This window comes from Sphingomonas sp. STIS6.2 (assembly GCF_000732685.2).
In the GTDB taxonomy this organism is placed as follows: domain Bacteria; phylum Pseudomonadota; class Alphaproteobacteria; order Sphingomonadales; family Sphingomonadaceae; genus Sphingomonas; species Sphingomonas aerolata.
On sequence record NZ_JPDP02000035.1, the window covers coordinates 51,558 to 68,989 of the forward strand.

Below are 17,432 nucleotides of genomic sequence, written 5' to 3' on the forward strand. Positions count from 1 at the left end.
ACGCCCGGTCGGCGCCGGCCGCAGGGATCTTGTTCGTCCGTCCGCCAAGCTCGACCGGTCACCCGGCCGGCTTGCGGATCAGCAATCCACCAGACCCGCGAGCAGATCGCTCATCCGCTGACGCCCGACGACCGACAGCTGAATATGCGATCGTCGACCGTCATTTTTGTCGCGGGTCCGCAGAACGAGACCCGCCTCCTGCAGGATCGCAAGGTAGCGCAGCGCCGTCGCCGAGGGCGCCCGCGCACCGATGCACACCGCGGACACGCTGAGCTGACGCCCCTCGTGATGCGAGATGAACAGGTCGAGCAGCATGTCCCAGGCGGGTTCGGAGAACAGGTCCGCACCGAATGCCGCGTCGCGCTGGCGACGCAGTTCGTACAGATGCTTGGCAGCGCTCACCAGGCGGGCGGGATCGACGGCGGCGGGTGCAAGAGCCGGCCCGGGCCGTGCGCCGTTCAAGAGTCGCATGAAAGGAATGGCATAAGACATTTAAAGCCTCAGATGCAGGGCTAAGGAAGGGTCGGGTCCTGGCGGCTCCAGTCGAGATCCCAGCCTCGCGACCGGACCCGTCTGGCATGCCGCATCGTTCCGACGGCGAGCAGCAGGACGATGGGGTAGCTCCACATGACCGACAGGACCGCATAAGCGAGCCGGATCACGTCGGGGTTGATCGCCCGGGCCAGATGCGCCCCGGTCCCCAGTGCATGGAGCGCGGTGACCCAGGCCGGCCAGAACCGATCGGCGTGCAGCGTGATGGCGATCATCACGCCGAGCAGGACGATGTCGACGGTCATGATACCGATCTCGACGTCGACGAACTCGCCTGCGCCAAGCTGGTGAAACATCCGCGTGGCCAGTGCCGCGAGCAGCAGGGCAAGCCCGGTCAGCCGCTCGGGGGCACCGCCACGCCAGAATGCATAGCCGGTCGCCGCCAGTTGCAGCGCGTTGAAGATCCAGACGCGGTCCACGTTATCGGGTCAAGCGATCCACCGGCCGCGTCGTCAGGCGGCAACGACGAGGTGCAGTCGCGCATCGTCGCGCAAAGCCCCTTCGTTGGGCGGACACTCGCCCTCGTCACCATAGGCATAAAAGGCACCGAGGCCGATTTCGCTGCGTACCGCGACCAGCGCCCGGTGCGCGTCGACGAAGCGCTGGCGGGCCTTGATCAGATCGGACGATGCATCCGCGACGAGTTGCAGCGCGGCGATCCCGGTCGCGACCGGCAATCTTGCCGCCGCACGCTGCTGCAACAAGGTCGCGACGCAGGAAGCAGCGAGCGACGCGGCCTGGTCGACCGCTGCCTCTGCCTTCAGAAAGTCCGCGGTAACCCTGTCGGTTGCCTGACGACGTTCCTTCAACATGTCGAATTTCCCACCCCAGCGCGACGAATGCTCAACCCGGGGAGAGGCGGCGCTGCCGCGAACCTGCCTGAACAGGCTCGTCATGGTCATCGTCATCGTCACCAGCGCCACCGTGGTGATCGCCAGCAACGCCATGAGCCCGACCAGTCGGATCAGCCTGTCCCCCTTGGACAGGCGGTTCCGCGCCGCTCCCTCCGGTCCGCCTCCGGGCGTCATCCCCATGAAGCGGCGGACAAGCCCCCATGGATCGTCCTGGCCGACCTGTGGCGGATGCGACGGCGCGCGCGCTACGTCGATTGGTTCGGATGGGAGCCGATCATACGTCGCGACCAGCAGGTCGGACGACGGCGTTGGCGACGTCCCGTCCTCCGTCCTGTCGTTCGCAGCGCGGGGCGCGGGCGTGGCGGAGGGCATGACGCGGGGCTCTGCGGGCACATCGAAATCCCCGGCGGTCTCATGCCGTTGCAACAGCCGCGCAGCCTCGAACCGCGACCCTGCGCCCAGCACTTGAACCGCGCGTTCGATCCGCTTGTCGATCGCCGACGGCGACACGCCGAGCAGCGCTGCGATCTCCTTCGAATTGTGATGCGTCAGGACCAGTCGAAGACAGGCCCGTTGCGCTTCGGTCAGGAGATCAATGCGGCTGGCAGACATAGACCTACATTAACCGCAATTCCGCGGTTAGGCATCCCTGTTTGAAGCGCGCCGAATGCCGTCGCGGGACGCATTTTCGCGCACAATGTCCGCACGACATCCCGGCACAGATCTGAAGGTTGTGAGGTTCGCGCCTGGCCTTGCTACCGGCGAAGGACCAAAGCTTGGGCGGCAATACCGCAAAGATCTGGTGGACAGGGCTGGATTCGAACCAGCGTACGGGAAACCCGGGCAGATTTACAGTCTGCTGCCTTTAACCACTCGGCCACCTGTCCAAAGGGGCCACTCTTTCGAGCGAGGCGGCTCAATGGCGAAGCTTGTCGGTGCTGTCAACGCGGGTTGCGCCAACTTCCGCCCCCGCATAGCCTTTCCGGCATAAAAAATTGCCCAGGGGGACCTTCATGCACCAATCGCGCCCGTGCCGACTTGCCATTTTCGCTACGACCCTAACGTTCGTCGCGCTCAGCCCCGCGGCCGCCAAGGAGCGTGGCGGCACCGCGAAGCCTGATCAGCCCATGGTCAACCGCATCATCGACGAAGGGACCAATCACAGCCAGGTCATGGTGACCGTCCAGCATCTGACCGACGTGATCGGCCCGCGGCTCACCAATTCGCCGTCGATGCGCACGGCGGAGGCGTGGACGCAGCGCCGTCTCGCCGACTGGGGCCTCACGAATGTCCACAAGGAAGGGTTCGCATTCGGTCGCGGCTGGTCGATCGAACGGTCGAGCGTGCGGATGACGACCCCGCGCATGGTACAGCTGACCGCGATTCCCATTGCCTGGACGCCGGGCACGAACGGCACTGCGCTGAGCGCGCCCGTGATCGTCGCACCGATGTCGCGCGAGCGCGACTTCGCGAAATGGCGCGGCAAGCTCAGCGGCAGGATCGTGATGCTCACGCGGCCCGGCACCGGCGACGAACCCGCCGAGCCCGCGTTCAAGCGGCTGAGTGGCGAGGATATCGCCAAGCTCGACCGGTTCCAGCAGCCGAATTACGACCCCGATGCCGCCGACCGCCGGATGAAGCGGCTCGATTTCTCGAAGAAACTCGATGCGTTCCTGAAGGGTGAAGGCGCGGTCGCGACCGCGACGATGGCCTATCACGACGGCAAGCTGGTCAGCGGCGAAGGCTATCTGTTCGGTGTCGGCGACACGCCCGCACTGCCGGGCGTACAGATCGCCGCGGAGGATTACCGCCGCCTCGCCCGGCTCGCCAAGGCGGGCCCCGCCCCGACGCTCGAGATCGTCAGCGACGTCCGCTTCGACGACAGCGATGCGCAGGCGTACAACATCATCGCCGACATTCCCGGGACCGATCCGAAGGCCGGCTATGTCATGGCGGGCGCGCATCTGGACAGCTGGGTCGCTGCGGACGGTGCCGCCGACAATGCGGCGGGCTCGGCGATGATCATGGAGGCTGCCCGCATCCTGGCCGCAACCGGCGTCCGCCCGAAGCGGACGATCCGGTTCGCGCTCTGGTCGGGCGAGGAGCAGGGCATTCTGGGTTCGATGGCCTATGTCACCCGCCATCTGGCGACGCGCGGCAGCCCCAACGACCCGTCGCAGACGGGCATGCAGAGCTATTACGGCTTTTCGCAGAAATGGCCGATCACCCCGCTGCCGGGTCATGCCGACCTCGCTGCCTATTTCAACATCGACAATGGCTCGGGCAAATTGCGCGGGCTCTATGCGGAGACCAACCCCGCGGTCGTGCCGATCTTTCGCGACTGGCTCAGCCCGTTCGCGTCGATGGGCGCGTCGAACGTCGTCCTGCGGCCGACCGGCGGCACCGATCACGTCTTCCTGCAGCAGGTCGGCGTGCCGGGGTTCCAGTTCATCCAGGATCCGCTCGATTATGGCAGCCGGATCCATCATACGTCGGCCGACACCTTCGATCACCTGAAGGCCGACGACATGCGCCAGGCGTCGATCGTGCTCGCATCGGTGTTGCTCAGCGCGGCGAATGCGGACAAGGCGCTGCCACGCACGCCACTGCCGACCAAGCCGGTGGTGACCGACCCTTATGGATATAGCGATGACGATGACTGATATGATGACGGGAGCGCTCTGATGGCAGCACGCAAGGGCCATCGGCCGAGCAAGGCCCCCGCGGGGCGTCCGCGCTTCTGGGGCAAGCATGCCGTGGGCGCAGCGCTCGCCAATCCCGAACGCACGGTGCGCAAGATCATGGGCACGCGCGAGGCGCTGGCCGGGTTCGACCTGCCCGCGGCCGTGCCGGTGACCTTCGCCGAGGCAACCGATCTCGCGCGACTGGTGCCGGGCGACGCCCCGCATCAGGGCGTGGTGATCGAGGTCGAGCCGCTCGAGGACATGTGGCTCGCCGACCTGCTCGAGCATGGCAAGGACGACAACCGTCCGCTCGTCATCCTCGACGGCGTGACCGATCCGCACAATGTCGGCGCGATACTGCGCTCGGCAGCGGCGTTCGATGCGCTCGGCATCGTCACCCCCGACCGCAACGCACCGCCCGAATCGGGCACGATCGCCCGCGCCGCGTCGGGTGCGCTCGAGACGGTGCCGTGGATCCGCGTGGTCAATCTCGCTCGCGCACTCGAGGAAATCGCCGCAGCCGGGTTCTGGCGGATCGGCCTCACCGGCCATGCGACACAGACACTGTCCGACGCGATGGGTACGCAGCGCATCGCAATCGTGCTCGGTGCCGAGGGCGAAGGCATGCGCAAGAACACCGAGGATCACTGCGACGAACTCGCTAAGCTCCCCATCTCGGAAAAGGTCGAGAGCCTCAACGTCTCGAACGCCGCCGCGATCGCACTCTACGCGGTGACGACGCGCTAACCTTCTCCCTCTCCCCCGCGGGGGGGAGGGACCGGATCAATCCTCGGCGGCGATCCGGACCTTCAGCCCGTCAAGCGCATCGGTCATGTCGATCTGGCACGACAGCCGCGAATAGTCGTCGCGGTCGCTGGTCGAATCGAGCAGGTCGTTCTCGTCCTCGCTCATCGGCTTGAGTTTGGCCGCAAATTCCGGGTCGACATGGACGTGGCAGGTGGCGCAGGAGCAGCAGCCGCCGCACAGGGCAAGGATCTCGTCGATCCCGGCGTCGCGGATGACTTCCATGACCGAAAGACCCGTTTCGCCCATGAGCTCGCGTTCTTCCCCGTCCCGCGTCACGACGATAAGCTTGGGCATGCTGTCCTCCGAAAAACCGTGCGCGGTCCATGCCGCGCGCCGCCGCCCCGATCAAGCTGCAAGGTTCGCGTCATGGGCCTGAACGCCGATCAGTTGCAGGCTGCCATGACCGCGCTGTGTGCGATCGAACCCGCCTTCGCGGTGGCGGTCGCGAACAAGGGCCACCCTGCCCCGCGGATCAGCGAGCGCGGCTTCGCGACCTTGCTTCGCACTATCCTCGGCCAGCAGGTCAGCGTCGCCTCCGCGCAATCGGTCTGGAACAAGCTCGACGCGCTCGTCGGCGGTGCCGCGGACCCCGCCAACATCGCCGCCGCCAGCGACGAGACGCTGCGCAGCGCGGGGCTGTCGCGGCAGAAACTCGGCTATGCCCGCAGCCTCGCCGACGAGGTCACGAGCGGCCGGCTCGACCTGACGAACCTGCCCGCCGACGACGAGGAGGCGATCGCAGCGCTGGTCCGGGTCAAGGGGATCGGCCGCTGGTCGGCGGAAATCTATCTGCTGTTCGCCGAGGGCCGCACCGACATCTGGCCCGCGGGCGACCTTGCGGTCCAGATCGAGATCGGCCGCATCCTCGGCCACGACGCCCGCCCGAGCGAGAAGCTGACCCGCGAACTCGCCGAAGCCTGGCGCCCGCACCGCGGCGCGGCAGCGATCTTCCTATGGCATCATTACCAGGCCGACATGAAGGTGATCTGACCGCGGCCGCTCAAGCGTGGCCAAGCCCGCGAGACCCCACTCGCCCCCTCCCGTCATGCTGACGAAAGTCAGGATGACGGGAGCAAGAAGAGCCGCGCGCCGCCCGCCCGATATCCGCCTGCCAACCGAACCGCTTGTCCCCTCAGCTCCCATCCGGCAAAGCACCCGCGATGCCGCCGCCCAGCTCCGCCCTCGCCCATTCGCTGTCCGACAGCTATCGCACCGTCGCGATCCCCGAAGGCGCGCCCTTCTGGCGGCGGCTGTTTGCGTTCGTCGGGCCGGGCTATCTCGTCGCGGTCGGCTATATGGATCCGGGCAACTGGGCTACCGACATCGCCGGCGGCTCGGCGTTCGGCTACACTCTCCTGTCGGTCGTATTGCTGTCCAACCTGATGGCGATGGTGCTTCAGGCGCTGTCCGCACGGCTCGGCATCGTCGCCGGGCTCGACCTCGCCCAGGCCTGCCGCGCGCATTATTCGAAGCGCGTTTCGGTCGTGCTCTGGTTCCTGTGCGAGATCGCGATCATCGCCTGCGATTTGGCCGAAGTGCTCGGCACCGCGATCGCGCTCAAACTGCTGTTCGGGCTACCGCTGGTCTGGGGTGTCGTGCTCACCGCGCTCGACGTGTTCCTGATCCTAGCGCTGCAACGCTTCGGCTTCCGCAAGCTCGAGGCGTTCATCGTCGCGCTGCTGGTGATCATAGCCGGCTGCTTCATCTTCGAGCTGTTCCTCGCGCGGCCCGACATGGCGGGCGTGCTCGGCGGGCTGGTGCCGACGACCGAGATCGTCACCAACCCGGCGATGCTCTATATCGCGATCGGCATCCTCGGTGCGACGGTGATGCCACACAACCTCTATCTCCACTCGTCGATCGTCCAGACGCGCGCGTTCGCGCCGACCGAGGCGGGCAAGCGCGACGCGGTGACGATGGCGACGATCGACGGCACGATCGCGCTCGGCCTCGCCTTCTTCATCAACGCCGCGATCCTGATCCTCGCCGCTGCGACCTTCCACGTCGCCGGGCGCACCGACGTCGCCGATATCGACCAGGCGCATGCGCTGCTCGCGCCGATGCTCGGCATGGGGGCCGCGAGCGTCGTGTTCGCAGTCGCGCTGCTCGCCTCGGGGCAGAATTCGACGGTGACGGGCACGCTCGCCGGCCAGATCGTGATGGAGGGCTTCCTCGACCTGCGCATGCCCGTCTGGTTACGCCGGCTGGTGACGCGGCTGCTCGCGATCATCCCCGCGGTATTCGTCGTCGGCGCCGCGGGCGATGCGGGCGCGACCCGGCTGCTCGTACTGAGCCAGGTCGTGCTGAGCCTCCAGCTCCCCTTCGCGGTCGTGCCGCTCGTCAAGTTCACCGGGGACGCGCGAATCATGGGTTCGCTCGTCAGCCCGGTCTGGCTCAAAGCGCTCGCCTGGGTCATCGCCGCGGTCATTATCGGCCTCAACGCGACGCTGCTGATCGGCATGCTCTGAGATAAACTGACATGGATCAGGGGATGCACGGCTAACTGGCCGATCGCGTCCCGCGACCTCGCAAGTCCGCGTGACAAAGGTGTCCGCGCGGCTAGGATCACCGGTGACGACAACGAGATCCGGAATTCGCGTGACCGCAAACCCCGCCCTGCAGCGCTCCGTCCAGTCGCTGGCCGATTCGATCCTCGACACGCTCGTCCACCGGATCGGCAAGGATGCGCAGGCCGCGCTTCCGCACGACTGGCTCGCGGCAACGATCCTCACCGTGCGCAACGACATCGTCGAACGCTGGATGGCATCGACCAAGGCGGCGCATGCGGCGGGCGCCAAGCGCGTCTATTATCTCAGCCTCGAATTCCTGATCGGCCGGCTGCTGCGCGATGCGGTGACCAACCTGCAACGCAGCGGCGAGGTGTCGCGGGCGCTCGCGCTGCACGGCGTCGACCTTGCCGCGCTCGAGGAGATCGAGCCCGATGCGGCGCTCGGCAATGGCGGGCTCGGGCGGCTGGCGGCGTGCTTCATGGAGAGCATGGCGAGCCTCGCGCTGCCCGCTTATGGCTATGGCATCCGCTATGTGAACGGCATGTTCCGCCAGCGGATCGACGATGGCTGGCAGGTCGAGATGCCCGAAAGCTGGCTCGCGCACGGCAATCCCTGGGAGTTCGAACGCCGCGAGAGCGCCTATTTCATCGGCTTCGGCGGCGAGGTCATCGCGACCGACAGCGGCCAGGTTCACTGGAGTCCCGCAGAGGCGGTCGAGGCGATGGCGGTCGACACCCCCGTCGTCGGCTGGCGCGGCGAACACGTCAACACGCTGCGGCTATGGACCGCGCGCGCGTTCGATCCGATCAAGCTCGACCGGTTCAACGCGGGCGACTTTTCTGGTGCGCTTGCGGACCAGCTCCGCGCCGAGACGCTCACGCGCGTGCTCTATCCCAACGACTCGACCGCCGCGGGGCAGGAGCTGCGGCTGCGGCAGGAATATTTCTTCTCGTCCGCCTCGATCCAGGACATCGTCCGCCGCCACATCCAGTATTTCGGCGACATCCGCACGCTGCCCGACAAGGCTGCGATCCAGCTGAACGACACCCACCCCGCGGTGTCGGTCGCCGAGCTGATGCGGCTGCTGATCGATCATCACGAATTCGCATTCGACGAGGCGTGGAAGATCACGCGCGCGACCTTCGGCTACACCAACCACACGCTGCTGCCCGAGGCGCTGGAGAGCTGGCCGCTGCCGCTGTTCGAGCGCCTGCTGCCGCGGCACATGCAGATCGTCTACGCGATCAACGCAAGGCTGCTGCGCGAGGCACGCGGGGTCACAGGGATAGACGACCGCGCAATCGCCGCGATCAGCCTGATCGACGAAGGCGGCGAGCGGCGCGTGCGGATGGCCAACCTCGCCTTTGCCGGATCGCACAGCGTCAATGGCGTCGCGGCGCTGCATACGCAGCTGATGAAGAAGACGGTCTTCGCGGATCTCCACCGCCTCTATCCGACGCGGATCAACAACAAGACCAACGGGATCACGCCGCGCCGCTGGCTTCAGCAATGCAACCCCGGCCTCACCACGCTGATCCGCGACGCGATCGGCGACGGCTTCCTCGATGATGCCGAACGGCTGATCGATCTCGATGTTTTTGCCGACGATTCCGCGTTCAGGGAGCGGTTTTGGGCGGTGAAGCGTTCGAACAAGGTGGCATTGGCAAATCATATCAAGGACAGCATGGGGCTGCGCATAGACCCCGACGCGCTGTTCGACGTGCAGATCAAGCGCATTCACGAATATAAGCGCCAGCTGCTCAACATCATCGAGACGGTCGCGCTGTACGACCAGATCCGCAGCCATCCCGAACGCGACTGGACGCCCCGCGTGAAGCTGTTCGCGGGCAAGGCGGCGTCGAGCTATCACAATGCGAAACTCGTCATCAAACTGGCGAACGACGTCGCGCGCCGGATCAATTCGGACCCGTCGGTCGGTGGACTGCTCAAGGTCGCGTTCCTGCCCAACTATAATGTGTCGCTCGCGGAGCAGATCATCCCCGCCGCCGATCTCAGCGAACAGATCTCGACCGCGGGGCTCGAGGCGTCGGGCACCGGCAACATGAAGTTCGCAATGAACGGCGCGCTGACCATCGGCACGCTCGACGGCGCGAATATCGAGATCAAGGACCGGGTCGGCGACGACAACATCTTCATCTTCGGGATGACCGCAGACGAGGTCGAAGCGAAGCGCGCATCGGGCTATGATCCGCGCAGCGTGATCGACGGGTCGAACGAGCTCTGCCAGGCGGTCTCGGCGATCGCCTCGGGCGTGTTCTCGCCCGATGATCGTCAGCGCTACGCCGGGCTGATGGGCGGGCTGTACGAGGGCGACTGGTTCATGCTCGCCGCTGATTTCGACAGCTATGCCACCGCGCAGCGCAGCGTCGACACGCGCTGGAACGATCGCGACGCTTGGGTCGCCTCGACCGTGCGCAACGTCGCGCGGGTGGGTTGGTTCTCCTCGGACCGCACGATCCGTGAATATGCCCGCGATATCTGGACGGTAATGTGAAGCCACCCGAAGGCGCCATCGTTGCCCTGCTGGAGGGGCGTCACGACGATCCCTTCTCGCTGCTCGGCGTGCATGCCGGCCCCGGCGGCACGTTTGCGCGCGCGTGGCTGCCGGGTGCGACGACCGCTGAGGCGCATGCGCTCGACGGCACGACACTCGGCACCCTCCCCCGGATCGACGATCGCGGCCTGTTCGAGGGGCCGATCGACGGCGATCCGCAACCGGTGAAATATCACGCCGAGGGCGGCGGCACGGACTGGTGGGTGACCGACCCGTACAGCTTCGGTCCGGTGCTCGGCCCGATCGACGACCTGCTGATGGCGGAGGGCAATCACCACCGCCTCCATGATAAGTTGGGCGCGCACCTGATCGAGCACGAAGGCGCGCCGGGCGTGCATTTCGCGCTCTGGGCCCCCAATGCGCAGCGCGTCTCGGTGGTCGGCGACTTCAACGACTGGGATGGCCGCCGCCATGCGATGCGCAGGCGCGGCGACGTCGGCGTCTGGGAGATCTTCATCCCCGACATCGCCGAATATCGCGCGTATAAATACGAGATCGTCGGTCCCGATGGCCGGCTCCAGCCGCTGAAGGCCGATCCCTTCGCCTTTGCCAGCGAACTGCGTCCCGCGACCGCGTCGATCACCCGCACGCTCGCGCACGAATGGGCGGATACGAGCCACCGCAAACACTGGGCCTCGGTCGATCCGCGCCGCGTGCCGATCAGCATCTATGAGGTGCATGCAGGATCATGGGACCGCGATGCCGAGGGCTGGTTCCTGACCTGGGATGCGCTCGCCGACCGGTTGATCCCGTACGTGGTCGAGATGGGCTTCACGCACATCGAGTTCATGCCGATCAGCGAACATCCCTATGATCCGAGCTGGGGCTATCAGACCACCGGGCTTTACGCGCCGTCCGCGCGGTTCGGCGATGTCGAGGGGTTCGCGCGGTTCGTCGACGGTGCGCATCTGGCGGGGATCGGCGTGCTGCTCGACTGGGTGCCGGCGCATTTCCCCACGGATGCGTTCGGGCTCGCGCATTTCGACGGTACCGCGCTCTACGAACATGAAGACCCGCGGCTCGGCTTCCACCCCGACTGGAACACCGCGATCTACAATTTCGGGCGGCGCGAAGTATCGTCCTTCCTCGTCAACAACGCGCTGTTCTGGGCCGAGCGCTATCATATCGACGGGCTTCGCGTGGATGCGGTCGCGTCGATGCTGTACCGCGATTATTCGCGCGAGGCGGGCGAATGGATCCCCAACGACACCGGCGGGCGCGAGAACTGGGAAGCGGTCGCGTTCCTGCGCGACATGAACCGCGCGGTGTACGGCCAGCATCCCGGCATCTTCACGATCGCCGAGGAATCGACCTCATGGCCGGGCGTCTCCGCCCCCGTCGGCGACGACGGCAAGAGTGGTGGCCTGGGCTTCGGGTTCAAGTGGAACATGGGCTTCATGCACGACACGCTCCAGTACATGGCGCGTGATCCGCTGCACCGGAAGCATCATCACGGCGAGATCAATTTCGGCCTGGTCTATGCGTTCAGCGAGAATTTCGTCCTGCCGCTCAGCCATGACGAGGTCGTCCACGGCAAGGGTTCGCTGCTGACCAAGATGCCCGGCGACGACTGGCAGCAATTCGCCAATCTGCGAGCCTATTACGCGTTCATGTGGGGCTATCCGGGCAAGAAATTGCTCTTCATGGGGCAGGAATTCGCGCAGCGCCGCGAATGGTCCGAAGGTCGCGCGCTCGACTGGTGCCTGCGCAACAGCCGCAGCCATGAGGGCATCCGCAACCTCGTCCGCGACCTCAACACGGTCTATCGCGACAAGCCCGCGCTCCATGCGCGCGATTGCGAGGCCGAGGGTTTCGAATGGCTGATCGCCGACGACGCTGCCAATTCGGTCTTCGCCTGGCTGCGCAAGGCACCTGGCGCGAAGCCCGTCGCCGTCATCGCCAACATGACGCCGATCGCGCGCGCGCCTTACCGCATCCCGCTGCCGCTCGACGGCCGCTGGTGCGAGATCATCAACAGCGACGCGCATGAATATTGGGGCAGCGGGCTCGGCAACCTCGGCGGCGTGGTCGCGGAGGACGGCGCGGCGTGGGTCACCTTGCCCCCGCTCGCGACGATCATGCTCGAGTTTGAGGGCTGAGACGGAACAAGCCGCGGGTAACGGGGCGTTATACGGCGGACGATTAGGGAGAGACGGACATGGTTGAACGGCGGGGACAGCCACTGGCGCGCGACGCAATGGCGTATGTGCTGGCCGGTGGTCGCGGCAGTCGGTTGATGGAGCTGACCGATACCCGCGCAAAACCCGCGGTGTATTTCGGCGGCAAGGCGCGGATCATCGATTTCGCGCTGTCGAATGCGATCAACTCGGGCATCCGCCGGATCGGCGTCGCGACCCAGTACAAGGCGCATTCGCTGATCCGCCATCTTCAGAGCGGCTGGAACTTCCTGCGCTCCGAACGCAACGAAAGCTTCGACATCCTGCCCGCGTCGCAGCGGATCAGCGAGTTCCAATGGTATGAGGGCACCGCCGACGCGGTCTATCAGAATATCGACATCATCGAGAGCCACGCGCCCGAATACATGGTCATCCTGGCCGGCGATCACATCTACAAGATGGATTACGAGCTGATCCTGCAACAGCATTGCGAGACCGGTGCGGACGTCACGATCGCCTGCCTCGAAGTGCCGCGGATGGAGGCGGTCGGCTTCGGCGTGATGGCGGTCGACGAGCATGACAATGTCACCGCGTTCGTCGAGAAGCCCGCCGATCCGCCCGCGATCCCGGGCAATCCGGACATCGCGCTAGCGTCAATGGGGATCTACGTCTTCCACACCAAGCTGCTGTTCGACGAACTGCGCCGCGATGCCGAGACGCCGGGATCCGCACGCGATTTCGGCAAGGACATCATCCCCTACCTCGTCAAGCACGGCAAGGCGGTCGCGCATCGCTTCTCCGACAGCTGCGTCCGCTCGGGCAGCGAGGTCGAGGCCTATTGGCGCGACGTCGGCACGGTCGACGCCTACTGGGAGGCCAATATCGACCTCACCGACGTGGTGCCCAAGCTCGACCTCTACGACCGCAGCTGGCCGCTCTGGACCTATTCGGAGGTCACCCCGCCCGCCAAGTTCGTCCATGCCGATGACGGACGCCGCGGCGAGGCGGTGTCGAGCCTGGTTTCGGGCGACTGCATCATCTCGGGATCGTCGATCCACCGCAGCCTGATCTTTACGGGCACGCGTGCGCACAGCTATTCGATGCTCGATCAGGCGGTGATCCTGCCGCATTGCGAGATCGGCCGCGGCGCGCGCCTGTCGAAGGTCGTGGTCGATCGCGGCGTCGTCATTCCCGACGGCCTCGTCGTCGGCGAGGACGCCGAACTCGACGCGCAGCGTTTCCGCCGTACCGACAGCGGCGTGGTGCTCGTAACCAAATCCATGATCGACCGGCTGATCGCGTGAGGGTGTATACGACGCTTTCTCGATCAGGACAGGGGCCCGGCTGATGCGTGTTCTCTCGGTAGCGTCAGAAGCCTATCCGTTGATCAAGACCGGTGGCCTTGCGGATGTCGTCGGCGCGCTGCCCGCGGCGCTTGCGCATCACGGCGTCGCGATGACGACCTTCCTTCCCGGCTATCCCGCGCTCGCCGCGGTCATGCGGACGGCAAAGGTCGTCCACCGCTACACCGACCTGCTCGGCGTCGAGGCGCGGATCCTCGCGGCAAGCATCGGCGACCATCCACTGCTGATCCTCGACGCCCCCGGCCTCTTCGCGCGTGGCGGCGGTCCGTATGGCGACACGACCGGCGCCGACTGGGTCGACAACTGGCTGCGCTTTGCCGCGTTCAGCCGGGCCGCCGCCGATCTCGCCTCGGGCGTTGTCGACGGCCAGCAGTTCGACATCCTGCACGCGCATGACTGGCAGGCTGCAATGGCGCCCGCCTATCTGCGCTACGCCCCCGGGCCGGGCACGGCGGCGAAGACGATCGTCACGATCCACAATATCGCGTTCCAGGGCCGCTATGGCGCAGAGATCTTCGCCGACCTCGCGCTGCCCGACGCGGCGTTCGCGCTCGACGGGATCGAATATTATGGCGGCGTCGGTTTCCTGAAGGCCGGGCTCGAGGCTGCCGATGCGATCACCACAGTCAGCCCGACCTATGCCGCCGAGATCCGTCGCGGCGAATTCGGCATGGGCCTCGAAGGGCTGATCAACGTCCGTGCCGATCGACTGACGGGGATCGTCAACGGGATCGATCCCGCGGTCTGGAACCCCGCCACCGATGCCGCGCTGCCGTCGCGCTACACCGCGCGCACGCTCACCCGCCGCCGCATCAACAAGCGCGCGGTCGAGACGCTGTACGGCCTCGACACCGGCGACGGTCCGATCTTCACCGTCATCAGCCGGCTCACTTGGCAAAAGGGTATGGACGTCCTCGTCGCGGCAATCGACGAGCTGGTGGCGCTCGGCGGCCGGCTGGCACTGCTCGGGTCGGGCGATAGCGGGCTGGAACACGCCTTTCTCGCCGCCGCCGAGCGGCATCCGGGCCGGGTCGGCGTTCGCATCGGCTATGACGAGCCGGTCTCGCATCTGCTCCAGGCGGGTGCCGATGCGATCCTGATCCCGTCGCGGTTCGAACCCTGCGGCCTGACTCAGCTCTACGGGCTGGCCTATGGCTGCATCCCCGTCGTCGCGCGCACCGGCGGGCTGGCCGATACGGTGATCGACGCCAACGAGGCGGCGGTCGCCGCGGGCGTCGCCACCGGTATCCAGCACGACGGTATCACGCCCGAAGCGCTCAGCCATGCGTTGCGCCGAACGATCGCGCTCTATGCACGCCCCGATCACTGGGCCATGTTGCAGCGCAATGCGATGCGCGCGGACTTCTCGTGGGACGAGAGTGGCCGGCGTTATGCGACCCTGTATTCGAGCCTTGTGGAGCCTACATGATCCGTACCGTTACTAGCACGCCCTATACCGACCAGAAGCCGGGCACATCGGGTCTGCGCAAGAAGGTGAAGGTCTTCCAGCAGGCCAATTATGCCGAAAACTTCGTCCAGTCGGTGTTCGACGTGGTCGAGGACAAGGCCGGCGCGACGCTGGTGATTGGTGGCGACGGCCGCTTCCTGAACCGCGAGGTGATCCGGGTCGCAATCCGCATGGCGGCCGCAAACGGCTTTGGTCGCGTGATCGTCGGGCGTGGCGGCATACTGTCGACGCCCGCCGCCAGCCACATGATCCGCAAGCGTGGCGCGATCGGCGGGCTGGTCCTGTCCGCCAGCCACAATCCCGGCGGTCCCGACGAGGATTTCGGGATCAAGTACAACATCGCCAATGGCGGTCCCGCGCCTGAATCGATCACCGACGCGATCAACGCGCGCACGCTCGAGATCGACCGCTGGCTGACCGTCGACGCGGCCGACATCGATCTCGACCAGGACGGTGAGGTCATGGTCGGCGACATGCCCGTCGAGGTGGTCGATCCGGTCGAGGACTATGCCGCGCTGATGGAGACGCTGTTCGACTTCGACGCGATCCGCGCGTCCAAGCTGACGATGGCGTTCGACGCGATGAGCGCGGTCACCGGGCCCTATGCGACAGAGATCCTCGAACGCCGGCTGGGCTTTGCCGCGGGCACGGTGCGCAACGGCACCCCACTGCCCGATTTCGGTGGGCATCACCCCGACCCCAACCTCGTCCACGCGCATGAGCTGTACGAGACGATGATGGCGCCCGACGCCCCCGATTTCGGTGCGGCATCGGATGGCGATGGCGACCGCAACCTGATCATCGGCCGCCACCGCTTCGTGACCCCGTCGGACAGCCTCGCGATGCTGGCGGCAAACGCACACCTCGCCCCCGGTTATGCCAGTGGACTCAAGGGGATCGCCCGCTCGATGCCGACCAGCGCGGCTGCCGACCGCGTTGCCGAGGCTCTAGGCATTCCTGCGTACGAGACGCCGACCGGCTGGAAGTTCTTCGGCAACCTGCTCGATGCCGGCATGGCGACGATCTGCGGCGAGGAAAGCGCCGGGACCGGGTCCGATCACGTCCGCGAGAAGGACGGGCTCTGGGCAGTGCTCCTGTGGCTCAACATCCTCGCAGTTCGCGGCGAGAGCGTCGACGCAATCGCCCGCGATCACTGGGCGAAGTTCGGCCGCAACTATTACGCGCGCCACGATTACGAGGGCATCGAGACGCCGCGCGCCGACGCACTGATGGCCGCGCTACGTGGAAGCCTCGCGACCCTGCCCGGCAAGCAGTTCGGCGACCTCACCGTCGAGACCGCGGACGAGTTCGCCTATACCGACCCGACCGACGGCTCGATCAGCCGCAACCAGGGCGTCCGCATTCTCTTCACCGGCGGCAGCCGCGTCGTGTTCCGCCTGTCGGGCACCGGCACCACCGGCGCGACGCTGCGCGTCTATCTCGAACGCTATGAGCCCGTCGGCGGTGATCTCGACCGCGAAACCGGCGACATGCTGGCAAGCATCGTCGCGGCGGCCGAATCGATCGCGGGGATCGCGCAGCACACCGGCCGCAGCGCACCCGACGTCGTCACCTGATCGCGTCACCCCGCAGCAGGCGGGCCGGGGTTCAAACCCCGGCCATAGTCTTCTAGGCTGGGCGTCATGACCCTTCGCCGTCGCCGCAGCGCGCTCTACATGCCCGCCTCCAACCCCCGCGCCATCGCCAAGGCCCGCAGTCTGGCCTGCGACGTCGTGATCCTCGACCTCGAAGATGCGGTGGCGCCCGACGAGAAGGCGGCGGCACGCAACCGTGTCGTTGCCGAGGTCGGCACGGGCGGTTTCGGTACGCGCGAGCTGGTGGTGCGGATCAACGCGCTCGATACGCCATGGGGCGCCGACGACATTGCCGCGCTGCGCAGTATCGGCATTGATGCGGTGCTCGTGCCCAAGATCTCCGGCGCTGCCGATCTTGCCGCCGTCCGCGCCGCACTGGGTACCGACGGGCCACCAATCTGGGCGATGATCGAGACCTGTGGCGGCGTGCTCGAACTCCCGGCGATCGCTCGTGCGGCCGCGGGATCGCGGCTCACCGCGCTGATTGCCGGCACCAACGACCTCGCCAAGGAGCTGCGCTGCCGCCCGGGCGTCGATCGAATGCCACTCATCCCCGCGCTGATGGCGATCGTGACGGCCGCACGCGCGGCCGGGCTCGTGGCGCTGGACGGCGTCTGCAACGCGCTCGACGATCCGGCGCGCCTCGCCGCCGAAACCGAACAGGGCGCTGGTCTCGGCTTTGACGGCAAGACGCTGATCCATCCGGCGCAGATCGCGGTGGCGAACACTGCGTTCGGCCCTACCCCCGACCAGCTCGAATGGGCGCAGACGGTGGTCGCGGCGTTCGCCGACGGCGCCACTGCGGACAAGGGCGCGATCCGGCTAGACGGTCAAATGGTCGAACGACTTCACCTCGCCGAAGCTGAGGCGATGCTCGCGCAGGCGGATCAGCCCGAAGGCTGACCC

General features: G+C 66.5%; 14 protein-coding genes and 1 tRNA gene. 10 read left to right on the forward strand and 5 right to left on the reverse strand.

Annotation, left to right across the window (positions count from 1 at the left end; all coding sequences use genetic code 11):
• Window positions 1–78: 78 nt before the first annotated feature.
• The 4 genes from sphst_RS04940 to sphst_RS04955 form a co-directional block, all read right to left on the reverse strand.
• Window positions 79–471: a hypothetical protein gene (locus tag sphst_RS04940; RefSeq protein WP_042467029.1), complete on the reverse strand. Its 393-nt coding sequence runs from the start codon at window positions 469–471 to the stop codon at window positions 79–81.
• Between the two features lie 41 nt (window positions 472–512).
• Window positions 513–971 carry a hypothetical protein gene (locus tag sphst_RS04945; protein WP_042467030.1) on the reverse strand — a complete coding sequence of 153 codons (459 nt, stop codon included), beginning with the start codon at window positions 969–971 and terminating at the stop codon, window positions 513–515.
• A 33-nt stretch (window positions 972–1,004) separates the two neighbouring features.
• On the reverse strand, window positions 1,005–2,018 hold the full coding sequence (locus sphst_RS04950; protein ID WP_051916662.1) for a sigma factor-like helix-turn-helix DNA-binding protein: 1,014 nt from the start codon (window positions 2,016–2,018) through the stop codon (window positions 1,005–1,007).
• 188 nt (window positions 2,019–2,206) lie between these two features.
• Window positions 2,207–2,293: transfer RNA gene (locus sphst_RS04955), tRNA-Tyr, on the reverse strand.
• Window positions 2,294–2,419: 126 nt separating this feature from the next.
• Between sphst_RS04955 and sphst_RS04960 the strand changes: the two genes are divergently transcribed.
• Both sphst_RS04960 and rlmB read left to right on the forward strand, forming a co-directional pair.
• Complete coding sequence (locus sphst_RS04960) at window positions 2,420–4,069, forward strand: M20/M25/M40 family metallo-hydrolase (RefSeq protein WP_107045248.1); 1,650 nt, start codon at window positions 2,420–2,422, stop codon at window positions 4,067–4,069.
• Between the two features lie 21 nt (window positions 4,070–4,090).
• Window positions 4,091–4,837, forward strand: a complete 747-nt coding sequence (gene rlmB / locus sphst_RS04965) for a 23S rRNA (guanosine(2251)-2'-O)-methyltransferase RlmB (protein ID WP_031396279.1) — start codon at window positions 4,091–4,093, stop codon at window positions 4,835–4,837.
• Window positions 4,838–4,873: 36 nt separating this feature from the next.
• On the opposite strand, the gene sphst_RS04970 is transcribed toward rlmB, so the two are convergent.
• On the reverse strand, window positions 4,874–5,191 hold the full coding sequence (locus sphst_RS04970) for a 2Fe-2S iron-sulfur cluster-binding protein (protein ID WP_031396278.1): 318 nt from the start codon (window positions 5,189–5,191) through the stop codon (window positions 4,874–4,876).
• Window positions 5,192–5,263: 72 nt separating this feature from the next.
• On the opposite strand from sphst_RS04970, the gene sphst_RS04975 reads away from it, so the two are divergent.
• From sphst_RS04975 to sphst_RS05010, 8 genes are all read left to right on the forward strand, one after another.
• Complete coding sequence (locus tag sphst_RS04975) at window positions 5,264–5,887, forward strand: DNA-3-methyladenine glycosylase family protein (RefSeq protein ID WP_031396277.1); 624 nt, start codon at window positions 5,264–5,266, stop codon at window positions 5,885–5,887.
• Window positions 5,888–6,057: 170 nt separating this feature from the next.
• Window positions 6,058–7,365, forward strand: coding sequence for an Nramp family divalent metal transporter (locus tag sphst_RS04980; protein WP_031396276.1), 1,308 nt, complete (start codon window positions 6,058–6,060; stop codon window positions 7,363–7,365).
• Window positions 7,366–7,495: 130 nt separating this feature from the next.
• Entirely contained in the window at window positions 7,496–9,922 is a 2,427-nt protein-coding gene (locus sphst_RS04985; RefSeq protein ID WP_199848918.1) for a glycogen/starch/alpha-glucan phosphorylase, read from the forward strand.
• Complete coding sequence (gene glgB / locus sphst_RS04990; RefSeq protein WP_031396273.1) at window positions 9,919–12,081, forward strand: 1,4-alpha-glucan branching protein GlgB; 2,163 nt, start codon at window positions 9,919–9,921, stop codon at window positions 12,079–12,081. The genes sphst_RS04985 and glgB overlap by 4 nt, the downstream gene beginning before the upstream one ends.
• Window positions 12,082–12,140: 59 nt before the next feature.
• Window positions 12,141–13,403 (forward strand): glucose-1-phosphate adenylyltransferase, encoded by a 1,263-nt coding sequence (gene glgC, locus sphst_RS04995; protein WP_031396272.1) that lies wholly within the window; start codon window positions 12,141–12,143, stop codon window positions 13,401–13,403.
• A 43-nt stretch (window positions 13,404–13,446) separates the two neighbouring features.
• Window positions 13,447–14,892, forward strand: coding sequence for a glycogen synthase GlgA (gene glgA, locus sphst_RS05000; protein ID WP_056407228.1), 1,446 nt, complete (start codon window positions 13,447–13,449; stop codon window positions 14,890–14,892).
• Window positions 14,889–16,508: an alpha-D-glucose phosphate-specific phosphoglucomutase gene (locus sphst_RS05005; RefSeq protein WP_107045249.1), complete on the forward strand. Its 1,620-nt coding sequence runs from the start codon at window positions 14,889–14,891 to the stop codon at window positions 16,506–16,508. Before glgA ends, sphst_RS05005 begins: the two co-directional genes overlap by 4 nt.
• A 66-nt stretch (window positions 16,509–16,574) precedes the next feature.
• Window positions 16,575–17,429, forward strand: coding sequence for an HpcH/HpaI aldolase/citrate lyase family protein (locus tag sphst_RS05010; RefSeq protein ID WP_031396267.1), 855 nt, complete (start codon window positions 16,575–16,577; stop codon window positions 17,427–17,429).
• Window positions 17,430–17,432: the final 3 nt, after the last annotated feature.

Bases quoted from the DNA above. Each gene is read 5' to 3' on its own strand.
- sphst_RS04980 (WP_031396276.1), top strand. From the start codon at position 6,058: ATGCCGCCGCCCAGCTCCGCCCTCGCCCATTCGCTGTCCGACAGCTAT.
- sphst_RS04940 (WP_042467029.1), bottom strand. From the start codon at position 471: ATGCGACTCTTGAACGGCGCACGGCCCGGGCCGGCTCTTGCACCCGCC.
- glgA (WP_056407228.1), top strand. From the start codon at position 13,447: ATGCGTGTTCTCTCGGTAGCGTCAGAAGCCTATCCGTTGATCAAGACC.
- glgC (WP_031396272.1), top strand. From the start codon at position 12,141: ATGGTTGAACGGCGGGGACAGCCACTGGCGCGCGACGCAATGGCGTAT.
- rlmB (WP_031396279.1), top strand. From the start codon at position 4,091: ATGGCAGCACGCAAGGGCCATCGGCCGAGCAAGGCCCCCGCGGGGCGT.
- sphst_RS04950 (WP_051916662.1), bottom strand. From the start codon at position 2,018: ATGTCTGCCAGCCGCATTGATCTCCTGACCGAAGCGCAACGGGCCTGT.
- sphst_RS05010 (WP_031396267.1), top strand. From the start codon at position 16,575: ATGACCCTTCGCCGTCGCCGCAGCGCGCTCTACATGCCCGCCTCCAAC.
- sphst_RS04960 (WP_107045248.1), top strand. From the start codon at position 2,420: ATGCACCAATCGCGCCCGTGCCGACTTGCCATTTTCGCTACGACCCTA.
- sphst_RS04970 (WP_031396278.1), bottom strand. From the start codon at position 5,191: ATGCCCAAGCTTATCGTCGTGACGCGGGACGGGGAAGAACGCGAGCTC.
- sphst_RS05005 (WP_107045249.1), top strand. From the start codon at position 14,889: ATGATCCGTACCGTTACTAGCACGCCCTATACCGACCAGAAGCCGGGC.
- sphst_RS04975 (WP_031396277.1), top strand. From the start codon at position 5,264: ATGGGCCTGAACGCCGATCAGTTGCAGGCTGCCATGACCGCGCTGTGT.